The organism is Spongiactinospora gelatinilytica, assembly GCF_003236385.1.
Taxonomy (GTDB): domain Bacteria; phylum Actinomycetota; class Actinomycetes; order Streptosporangiales; family Streptosporangiaceae; genus Spongiactinospora; species Spongiactinospora gelatinilytica.
In genome coordinates this window covers 1-9,990 of the sequence record NZ_POUA01000295.1, presented here as the reverse complement: position 1 = coordinate 9,990, position 9,990 = coordinate 1, and the positions used below count along the sequence as shown (strand labels likewise).

11 protein-coding genes and 1 pseudogene are annotated in these 9,990 nt (G+C 70.7%); 7 read left to right on the top strand and 5 right to left on the bottom strand.

Going from position 1 to position 9,990, the window contains the following annotated elements:
* A pseudogene (locus C1I98_RS28790) lies at positions 1-221 on the bottom strand (phosphatase); the annotation flags it as partial.
* 117 nt (positions 222-338) lie between these two features.
* Between C1I98_RS28790 and C1I98_RS28785 the strand changes: the two are divergent.
* On the top strand, positions 339-785 hold the full coding sequence (locus C1I98_RS28785) for a sterol carrier family protein (protein WP_233508276.1): 447 nt from the start codon (positions 339-341) through the stop codon (positions 783-785).
* A 4-nt stretch (positions 786-789) separates the two neighbouring features.
* On the opposite strand, the gene C1I98_RS28780 is transcribed toward C1I98_RS28785, so the two are convergent.
* On the bottom strand, positions 790-1,299 hold the full coding sequence (locus tag C1I98_RS28780; RefSeq protein ID WP_111170541.1) for a DUF4190 domain-containing protein: 510 nt from the start codon (positions 1,297-1,299) through the stop codon (positions 790-792).
* Between the two features lie 217 nt (positions 1,300-1,516).
* Here C1I98_RS28780 and purF point away from each other — a divergent pair, with 217 nt between their 5' ends.
* Together purF and purM are read left to right on the top strand one after the other, a co-directional pair.
* The gene (gene purF, locus C1I98_RS28775; protein ID WP_111170540.1) at positions 1,517-2,965 is read left to right on the top strand and encodes an amidophosphoribosyltransferase; all 1,449 of its coding nucleotides are present in this window, start codon (positions 1,517-1,519) and stop codon (positions 2,963-2,965) included.
* Positions 2,965-3,990, top strand: a complete 1,026-nt coding sequence (gene purM, locus C1I98_RS28770) for a phosphoribosylformylglycinamidine cyclo-ligase (protein WP_199537287.1) — start codon at positions 2,965-2,967, stop codon at positions 3,988-3,990. Before purF ends, purM begins: the two co-directional genes overlap by 1 nt.
* 124 nt (positions 3,991-4,114) lie before the next feature.
* On the opposite strand, the gene C1I98_RS28765 is transcribed toward purM, so the two are convergent.
* Both C1I98_RS28765 and C1I98_RS28760 read right to left on the bottom strand, forming a co-directional pair.
* Entirely contained in the window at positions 4,115-4,354 is a 240-nt protein-coding gene (locus C1I98_RS28765; protein WP_111170538.1) for a DUF3073 domain-containing protein, read from the bottom strand.
* Positions 4,355-4,505: 151 nt separating this feature from the next.
* Positions 4,506-5,609: a Glu/Leu/Phe/Val family dehydrogenase gene (locus tag C1I98_RS28760; protein ID WP_233508277.1), complete on the bottom strand. Its 1,104-nt coding sequence runs from the start codon at positions 5,607-5,609 to the stop codon at positions 4,506-4,508.
* 116 nt (positions 5,610-5,725) lie between these two features.
* Between C1I98_RS28760 and C1I98_RS28755 the strand changes: the two genes are divergently transcribed.
* Positions 5,726-6,649, top strand: a complete 924-nt coding sequence (locus C1I98_RS28755) for a DUF8083 family protein (RefSeq protein ID WP_111170536.1) — start codon at positions 5,726-5,728, stop codon at positions 6,647-6,649.
* 321 nt (positions 6,650-6,970) lie between these two features.
* Entirely contained in the window at positions 6,971-7,174 is a 204-nt protein-coding gene (gene bldC / locus C1I98_RS28750) for a developmental transcriptional regulator BldC (RefSeq protein WP_013133571.1), read from the top strand.
* Positions 7,175-7,318: 144 nt separating this feature from the next.
* Here the strand turns inward: bldC and C1I98_RS28745 are convergent, their stop codons facing one another.
* On the bottom strand, positions 7,319-8,008 hold the full coding sequence (locus C1I98_RS28745) for a TetR/AcrR family transcriptional regulator (RefSeq protein WP_233508275.1): 690 nt from the start codon (positions 8,006-8,008) through the stop codon (positions 7,319-7,321).
* A 232-nt stretch (positions 8,009-8,240) separates the two neighbouring features.
* On the opposite strand from C1I98_RS28745, the gene C1I98_RS28740 reads away from it, so the two are divergent.
* Complete coding sequence (locus tag C1I98_RS28740) at positions 8,241-9,332, top strand: LacI family DNA-binding transcriptional regulator (protein WP_111170535.1); 1,092 nt, start codon at positions 8,241-8,243, stop codon at positions 9,330-9,332.
* 233 nt (positions 9,333-9,565) lie between these two features.
* The gene (locus C1I98_RS28735) at positions 9,566-9,820 is read left to right on the top strand and encodes a hypothetical protein (protein ID WP_111170534.1); all 255 of its coding nucleotides are present in this window, start codon (positions 9,566-9,568) and stop codon (positions 9,818-9,820) included.
* Positions 9,821-9,990 lie beyond the last annotated feature (170 nt).

The following is a 9,990-nucleotide window of genomic DNA, read 5'->3' as shown; positions in this document are numbered from 1 at the left end:
CCCACGCCCACCGCGAGCGCCCCCAGGGCCCCCGCCCGCAGCGCGCCACGCCGCGACAGGGCCTCGGTGACGATCTCCCCGAAGTATCGGTTCTCTGACGTGTTGGGAATGTCGTGCGAGCAGGCGTTACCGCAGCGGAACTGGCAAGTCAGCGCGCTACGACCACCCTGGTGCGGGGTCGTCAGCAGCGGCAGCAGCCCGCGCGGCGAGGGATTCGCCACCGGTCCTCCAAATTATTCACAAGTTGTCCCGCCGGGACGCTACGGCGGCCGTCCAAACCTCGGGTGAACGACGCCTGCCCGACCGATGAACCGTTGGGACCGTGCATGATGGTCGATGTGCCAGCCCTCAAACCCGTGCCCGGCAAGGTCCGCGCGGCGCTCGACGCGCAACTGTCCGCTTTGGACGAACCCGCCTACGACGGGCCCGACACCGCCACGGCGATGCTGACCGCCTGCGTCCCGGTGGTGCTGCGGGCCTACCGGCGCGGGCTGCGGCCCGAGCGCGACGCGGCCCGCTACGCCGTACGGCACCTGCTGGACCGGCTCGCGGCGACGGCCCCGGGCCGGTCGGTGGAGGTGCGCGTGCCGCCGTACGCGGCCGTGCAGTGCGTACCTGGACCGCGCCACACCCGCGGCACCCCGCCCAACGTGATCGAGACCGACGGCCTGACCTGGCTGGAACTGGCCACCGGCGAGCTGTCCTGGGACGACGCGATGGCGGCCGGCCGGATCAGCGCGAGCGGGGCGCGCGCCGACGTTTCGGAGTACCTGCCGGTCCTGTAGCGGGTCACTGGGGGGTGACGGCGCCGGTCAGGCCGAGCTTGGCCTCCACGCAGCGCTGTACCTCGGCCTGCGTGGACAGGCCCATGCAGTCACTGAAGTTGGCGTAGGACCAGGTCACCACGGCCACGGCCGCGATCAGCGTGAGCGCGCTGAGCACGATGCCGGCCCAGGCCCTGCCCAGGTGCACCCGGCGGGTCAGCGCGATGATGCCGATGATCAGGCCGACGATCGCGGTGAGCGTCCCGAACCCGCACGCGAACAGCAGGAACGGGCTGAGGATGCCGAGCACCAGTGCCGTCGTGGCCAGCCCGCCGCCGCGCTTGGGCGCGGGGGGCTCGCCGTACGGCTGGCCGTAGCCGTACGGGGTCTGCTGCTGGTAGGGCGGCGGCTGGCCGTACTGGCCCTGCTCGCCGTAGGGGCCGGGCTGTCCCGGCGGACCCTCGGGGGGCCGCTCTGCGGGCCGGTCCGGCTCGCGGCCGGACTCTGGCTGGTTGGGATCCCCTGGTGTCGTCACGTGTGATCTCCCGACCTTCGGCGAACAGGCATGCCGGTATCCCTCACCTTCGCCCGGCGTGGCGGCCTACCGGCGGCTGACACGGCAAAGCGCGGGTGATCCTTTGCTAAGTCTGCCCAAAGTTACTGGTATGTCACCCCGCTGAACACAGGAACGTCCATTTGTGTCAGCCGCCCCGGGGCGCGAGCGCGGAACAGCCCGACTTAGACTTAAGTACGTGCTAAAAGGCGACGGCCGGCTAGGCCATGACCTTGACCCCCACGACCGCGCTCCGCGGGACGCCTGTGGTGTCTTCGGCGTATGGGCCTCTGGGGAGGATGTCTCCAAACTCACCTACTACGGGCTGTACGCGCTGCAGCACCGCGGGCAGGAGTCCGCGGGCATCGCGGTCAGCGAGGGCGACCGGATCCTGGTCTACAAGGACATGGGCCTGGTGGCCCAGGTCTTCGACGAGTCCGTGCTGAGCACGTTGCGCGGCCACATCGCGGTGGGCCACTGCCGCTACTCCACCACCGGGTCGAGCGTGTGGGAGAACGCGCAGCCCACGCTGTGCTCCACCGCGGGCGGCGGCCTCGCGCTCGCGCACAACGGCAACCTGATCAACACCGCCGCGCTGGCCGAGCGCCTGGCGCCCGGCACGACCCGCGCGACCTCCGACACCGAGATCCTGACCGCACTGCTGGCCAACGACGCCAATGACCGCGAGCGGTCGGTGGAAGACACCGCGGCCGAGCTGCTGCCGCAGGTCAAGGGCGCCTACTCGCTGGTCTTCATGAACGAGAAGACGCTCTACGCGGCCCGCGACCCGCAGGGCATCCGCCCACTGGTGCTCGGCCGCCTGGAGCAGGGCTGGGTGGTGGCCTCCGAGACGGCCGCGCTCGACATCGTCGGGGCCGCGTTCGTCCGCGAGATCGAGCCGGGCGAGCTGCTGACCATCGACGAGCGCGGCGTGCGGGCCCGCCGGTTCGCCCCGGCCGAGCCCAAGGGCTGCCTGTTCGAGTACGTCTACCTGGCCAGGCCGGACACCACGATCGCCGGGCGCGGCGTGCAGTCCACCCGCGTCGAGATCGGCCGCAGGCTGGCCCGTGAGCACCCGGTCGAGGCCGACCTGGTGATCCCCACCCCGGAGTCGGGCACGCCCGCCGCCATCGGCTACGCCGAGGCCAGCGGCATCCCCTATGGCCAGGGCCTGGTGAAGAACTCCTACGTCGGCCGCACCTTCATCCAGCCCTCCCAGACCATCCGCCAGCTCGGCATCCGGCTCAAGCTCAACCCGCTCCGCGAGGTGATCGCCGGCAAGCGCCTGGTCGTGGTGGACGACTCGATCGTGCGCGGCAACACCCAGCGGGCGATCGTGCGGATGCTCCGCGAGGCGGGCGCGGCCGAGGTGCACGTGCGCATCTCCTCGCCACCGGTCTCCTGGCCGTGCTTCTACGGCATCGACTTCGCGACGAGGGCCGAACTGATCGCGGGGTCGCTGTCGGTGGAGCAGATCTGTGACTCGCTGGGGGCCGACTCGCTCGGGTACATCTCGCTGGAGGAGCTGACCGCGGCCACCACGATCCCGGCCGGGCGGCTGTGCCGGGCGTGTTTCGACGGCTCCTACCCGATCCCGATCGATGAGGACGGCCTGGGCAAGTACCTGCTGGAGAAGGTGGACGCCTGATGACGAGCTACGCCGCCGCGGGCGTGGACATCGCGGCGGGTGACCGTGCGGTCGAGCTGATGAAGGCCCGGGTGGCGATGTCCCGCCGCCCGGAGGTCGTCGATGACGCCAGCGGGTTCGCCGGGCTGTTCGACGTCTCCGCGCTGCGCGGGTACACCCGGCCGCTGCTGGCGACCTCCACCGACGGCGTGGGCACCAAGGTGATGATCGCCCAGGCCCTCGACCGGCACGACACCATCGGCCGCGACCTGGTCGGGATGGTCGTGGACGACCTGGTGGTGTGCGGCGCGGAACCGCTGTTCATGACCGACTACATCGCCTGCGGCAAGGTGGTCCCCGAGCGGATCGCCGACATCGTGGGCGGGGTGGCGGAGGGCTGCCGGCTGGCCGGGTGCGCGCTGGTCGGCGGGGAGACCGCCGAGCACCCCGGCGCGATGGGCCCGGACGACTACGACCTCGCGGGCGCGGGCACCGGCGTGGTGGAGGCCGACGCGCTGCTCGGCCCGGCGCGGGTGCGCGCGGGCGACGTGGTGCTGGCGCTGGCGTCCAGCGGCGTTCACTCCAACGGCTACTCGCTGGTCCGCCACGTGATGAAGTCGGCCGGGCTGACGCTCGACCGGGAGCTGCCCGAGCTGGGCCGCACGCTGGGCGAGGAGCTGCTCGAACCGACCCGCATCTACGCGGCCGACTGCCTGGCGCTGGCCCGGACGCACGAGGTGCACGCGTACGCGCACATCACCGGCGGCGGGCTGACCGCCAACCTGGCCAGGTCGCTGCCCCCGGAGCTGGACGCGGTGCTCGACCGCTCGTCCTGGACCCCACCGGCGATCTTCCAGGCGCTCGCCGGGCACGGCGGGATCGCCCAGGCCGACCTCGACCAGACCTTCAACCTCGGCGTCGGCATGTGCGCGATCGTGCCGCCCACAGCGGTGGACGACGCCCTGGGCCTGCTGCGGGAGCGCGAGGTTTCCGCGTGGGTCCTCGGCGAGATCGTCCCCGGCCAGGGACAGGCCGCCTACCGCTGACGGACATGACGAACCGCGCCCCGGGACCGGAAAGGGCCCCTGGGCGCGGTGAGGTCACGCGCAGGCGAAGACACCCGGTGGCCGTGGCCTCCCGGGTGCCTCGCTCACGTGACCAACAAATCACCTAGCCGCGGCGAGGCTTCCCGTCGTCGCGGTCATCATCGTCGTCGGCGTAGGTGTCGGCGTAATCGGCGTACCGATCGGCCACCTCGTCTGAGTCATATCCCGAAGCATCGTCGTCGTGCCCGGAGCCGTTGTTCGCCACCAGCTCCTCACGAAGACGCTCAAGATCGGTGCCCCCGCTGTTGTACTTCAACTGCCGGGCAACCTTCACCTGCTTGGCCTTGGCTCGGCCGCGCCCCATCGGCTCGACCCCCTCATGCGGGGTCGCACCCGACCCCTCGTCGCTAACGCACCACGCACTGACGCCACCTGACTTCCGGCGTCAGCTCCTCGTTCGCCTATTACCGTACCTGTTTTGCGCTCAGCTCGGTACGCCGTATGGGCGCGGGCCATCAGTGGCCCAACCATATGGCCCTAATCCGCCCGACTTCCGACATTCTGCGCTCAGCTAGCCTATCGGCTGCGACGGCGGGAGGAACCCCCTCCTCCGCGGCTATCGCGAAAATCTTGAGAGTCGTGTCGAAGATCTGGGACGCCTTTGCCCGCGCCCGTTCCATGTCGAAGCCGCCGATCTCATCCGCGACCTGGATCACACCGCCGGAGTTGACCAGATAGTCGGGCGCGTACAGGACGCCACGCTCGGCGAGCTGCTTCTCCACGCCCGGGTGGGCGAGCTGGTTGTTGGCCCCGCCGCAGACGATCCCGGCGCGCAGCTTGGCCACGGTGTCGTCGTCGAGCGACCCGCCGAGCGCGCAGGGGGCGTAGACGTCGATGTCGGCGGCGATCATGTCCCCCTGCCCGGCCAGCGCCTCCACCTGCGGGTGGCGGGCCCGGACGCGCTCGACGGCCTGCTCGCCGACGTCGCAGACCACGACCTCCGCGCCCGCCTCGACCAGGTGGTCCACCAGGCGGTGGCCGACCTTGCCGACCCCCTCGACGCCGACCCGCCGGCCCTTCAGGGACGGTGTGCCGTACTTGTGCTGGGCGGCGGCGCGCATCCCCTGGAAGACGCCGAAGGCGGTGAGGATGGAGGAGTCGCCGGCCCCGCCGTTGGCCGGGGTACGGCCGGTGACGTAGCTGCTCTCGCGGGCGATGAGGTCCATGTCCTCGCTGTAGGTGCCCACGTCGCAGGCGGTGATGTAGCGCCCGCCGAGCGACTGGATGAAGCGCCCGTAAGCGCGTAGCAGCGCTTCGGACTTGTCCTTCAGCGGGTCGCCGATGATGACGGCCTTGCCGCCGCCGAGGTCGAGCCCGGCCAGGGCGTTCTTGTAGGCCATGGCCCTGGAGAGGTTGAGCACGTCGGCGAGCGCCGCCTGCTCGTTGTCGTAGGGATAGAACCTGGTACCCCCAAGGCTGGGTCCCAGTGCCGTGTTGTGGATGGCGATGATGGCGCGCAGGCCGCTGCGTTCGTCGGCGCAGAACACGACCTGCTCATGCGCGGCCTGGCCACTTACGGGACTCGTGTCCTTTTGGGACAGCCCGAAGACGTCGGTCACGGTGGTGACTCCCGGTCCGGTCCGCCGCTCCTGCGCGGCGGAGATCACCCTCAGCGTAACCGCATGCCCGGCAGTGATACCGGACAACAGGGGGTCCTTCATGACACGATGCCATCGTGCTGCCCTATGCCGCGTACCTTCGCGTCTACGAGCCGCTGAGCGCGTTCCCCGACTCCGAGAGGCACAACTGGGATGCCTATGCCGCGTCGCCCGACAGGCCGCGCCGCGCGGGCGCCCTGCGCGCCGAGCAAGTGGAGTCGGTACGGCGTCTGCTCGGCGTGCCCCCGCTGCCCGCTCCCGCCCAGGAGAGCGGGAACGCCTACCTGCGCAGGGTCGATGACGTGCTCTACGTCTGTCCCTGGCAGAGCAGGCTGCGCTCCTGGCTGGCGTTCTCCCGCTTCCGGGGGAGCACGCCGGTCAAGCTGATGGACAGGTTCATGCCCAAGGCCATCGTCGAGCAGACCGCCGACGACTTCGACCGCTTCAAGCGGGACGGCGGCTCGGAGGCCCTGCGCACCAACATCCTGACCTCGACGTGGCACGTTCCCACGCCGTGGCTGGTGCTGTTCGACGGGGCGGAGCGCTGGCTGGTGCTGGACGGCGCGCCGCCCAGGCCGGGCACGCCCAAGGCCGACGCCGGGCACGAGCAGGCGGGCTCGCCGTCGTCCCCGACGGCCGCGCCGCCCACCTCGCCCACCCGGACGCTGATCTACGTCACCTCCATGGCCCAGGCCCGCAGGCGGGTGGCCCGGTCGCTCAACGTGATCCGCAGGCACGTCGGGGAGGTGCCCACCACGGCCGACGTGGAGGAGGTCGGGCGCTGGCTGGAGGAGTTCCATCCGCATTCGCTGGTGGAACTCGACTACGGCGGCCTCGTCCACCTGATGGACGACGACACCCTGCGCACCGACCAGTCGGTGGCCGAGCTGGCGGCGGCCCTCACCGGGCTGGACACCGGTCAAGAAGAACTTGCTTTCGCCATGTATCAGAGGGTCATCCTCAGATGGAAGTCGATCCAGGTCCTGGAATCTGCCAACTGAGCCCCAAATCGTCCCTCTGACCTGCATCTGTTGGTCAGGTGACTCCCAGCCACGCATCTGCGAACTGAGTAGTTTGCCGTTTTCACTGCGATACCACGAAACGTGTCGCTAGAATCACCGAGCGTGACATCACCGCGTGGACACCTAGTTGGGCCCCAGAAGGGCTCGCCAATCGCTCTACGTGGCTGTATGGTCACATCGGGTGATGCCGCATATGGTCCGGGAAAGCCGCACGCGAAGGGCCATAGGGGGACATCCGTGACAAGCGCAAACGCAGTCGCAGGATCGCTCGCCGATCCACACGGAGGAGAGGCCGCACAAATGTCAGCTCGTACACCCGAGGCCGAGCCACTGCTCACGCCGGCAGAGGTCGCCACCATGTTCCGCGTCGACCCCAAGACCGTTACCCGGTGGGCCAAGGCGGGCAAGTTGACGTCCATCCGCACCCTCGGCGGTCACCGGCGTTACCGGGAGACCGAGGTCCGGGCGCTGCTCGCGGGCATTCCGCAGCAGCGCTCGGAGTAGGCGCGAGGAGGACGACAACCGTCAGCCCCAGGGGGGACCAAGCGGCGCCGCCCGCCCGGCGCCGCCCCACTGGGGGCTCCCCCTCCATCACAGGTCACCCGAAATCCCCCGCCCCCGCCGTTCACCCCTCACCGCCTGGTCGGCTCAGCGGTCGTTCTTGAGGTTGTGGAGCACGTGGCTCGCCTCGGGGTCATGGCGGGCGGCGGCGGTCAGCGTGGCGACCATCTGATCCACCAGCAGGCGCTCCAGCGCCCGCCGTTCGACGTCGCGGTGTTCCAGCCAGTCCAGCGCCGCCGACTCCACGATCGCGATCCACGAGCCCAGGGTCACCCGCAGCAGCGCGCCCGGCTCGCGCACCGGCAGCCGCCGGGTCAGCGACGCGAACAGCTCGCCGCGCACCCCCTCCACGATCTTCCCGACCTCACCGCAACGCCCGGCGCCGCCGCCGCGCAGCAGCGCGGTGAATCCGGCGGCGTGCTCCTCGGCGAAGTCGAAGTACCGTGCCAGCGCGCCCGCCAGGGCGTCCAGCGAGCCGGCGCCGCCCGCCGGGGGCGGGCGCCGTTCCAGCCCCGCCGCCGCGCTGCGCAGCGCGGCCACGTACAGCTCCCGCTTGCCGCTGAAGTAGTGGTAGACCAGCGCGCGGGACGCGCCGGCCGCCGCCGCCACATCGTCGATCGAGATGTCGTCGGGGTCGCGGGCGCCGAACAGCTCCAGGGCGGCGGCCATCAGCTCGTCGCGCCTGCGGTCCCCGCCGAGCCTGCGGCGGCGCGCGACGCCGGAATCGGGCCTTTCCCGGGCGCCGCCGTATCCGGCCGCCTCGGATCTCGCACCCACGCTCCGACGATAGCGAAGAGAGCGCGGGGAGTCACCGTGTGCGATTTCCCGGAATACGGGCGGGCGATTCCTTGAAGTTTTGATGAAATGTCGCATGAATCCGGTATGGGGTACCTCGGGATTCTTGTCCGCCATGGAAGGAAAACACGGTTCCCGCACGCCGAGCCGTACCCTGCGGGTAACTCGATCGTTTGGTGTGGCAGGTGCCCATCCACGCTCCGCGGGGAGACACATGTCAGGACCGCCCGTCAACATCACCACCACGACACGAGCCGGCAATATGGCCGACGCCGTCGCGTCAGAGGGCTACGGGCAACCCCGCCCGCGGCCCACGATTCGCAACGTGGCCGAACGCGCCGGCGTCTCCAAATCGCTGGTCTCGCTGGTACTGCGCGGATCGCCCCACGTCAGCGAGCATCGCCGGCAGGCGGTGCTGCAGGCGGCCAGGGAACTCGGTTACCGCCCCAACGCGGTGGCGCGCAGCCTCGTCGAGGGCCGGACCCACCTGGTCGGCGCACTCGTGGCAGACCTGCACAACCCGTTCTACGCCGAATTCCTCGACGGCCTGCAGGAGAGCCTGCACGGCGAGGGACTGCGGCTGCTGATCGGCAACAGCCAGTGGGAGCCCACCCTGGAGGACGAGGCCGTCGAGGCGTTCCTCGAACTACGGGTGGACGGCCTGGTCCTTCTCGGAATCGCGCCGGTGAGCGCGACGCTCATCGAGGCCACGTCGTACACACCGACGGTCGTGGTCGGCGAGCGCCACACCGAGTTAGAGGGTGTGGACATCGTGGTCGACGATGACGAACTGGGCGCCCGGCTCGCCGTCGATCACCTCGTGGAACTCGGCCACCGCAGGATCGCCCACATCGAGGGGGCGCGGTCCTCGGCGGCCAGGTTCCGCTGCGAGGGCTATCTGGTGGCGATGCGCAGGCACGCGCTCGCGCCGTACATCATGGTCGAGCACGGCGACTTCACCGAGGAGAGCGGGCGCAGCGCGGCCCACGCGCTGCTCAGCCGCGATCCCAGGCCGACCGCGATCTTCGCGGTGAACGACATGGCCGCGCTCGGCGTGCTGACCGCGGCGAGCGAGCTCGGCCTGCGGGTGCCGGAGGACCTTTCGGTGGTGGGCTACGACAACAGCCACCTTTCCGGCGTCCACCACATCTCGCTTACCACGGTGGACCAGCCGCGCCGCGCCATGGGCCGGTCGGCCGCCGCCCTGCTCAGCGACCGGATCGGCGACCCGGGGAAGGTCTCGCGCATGCGCCAGGTCACCCCCAAGCTCGTCGTACGGCGAAGCGCGGGTCCCGCGCCCGCCTGACCCGCCCGCTGCCCCCGCACGAGAACACGGAAAGGAATCCTCAAGGCCGGGTCAATCACCCGAAGCGCCCCCGTGCGCCTGGTGTTGACTCGGGGCCGTGACGTCGATCCCCCGGCGGGTCGCCGTCGGGCCCGCGCAGGCCGGCCGGTCGTCCGCCTGTTCAAGGGGCAGCGAGCGGGGCTTTCCCCGCGTACGCCGGGTCGCAGGTAGGCGTACGAAGCGGGGGGGAAGACATGCGTGATCCGGAGCTGGTGGCCTGCGCCCAACGCGCCGCGGCGGAACTCGAACGGGCATGGACCGGCTGGCGCGCCACTCACGGCCACGAGAGCGACCCGGCGGCCGAATCGGTGGCGAGCTACGTGGCCCACTCCATCGACCACCCCTGGGGACGGCCGCGCGTGGTCCTCGGGCTGGACGCGGAGGACGCCAGGCAGCTGGCGGCGCTGCTGCTGCGGCAGCCGGGGCATGTCCACGAGCCCGCGTACTGAGCGCTCGCGCGGGCGGAGCCGCCAGAAGCGCGGCAGGGGCCCGGCTTGATCGGCGGGCCACCCAAGGGACCCAAATTGCCCTTACGGCCCTCTGGCGGCTCTTGACGGCCACCCAGAGGGCCTTGGCCGTTCTTTGCGGAGCCTTTGGGGGTGGCGGGGCGGATGTGGAA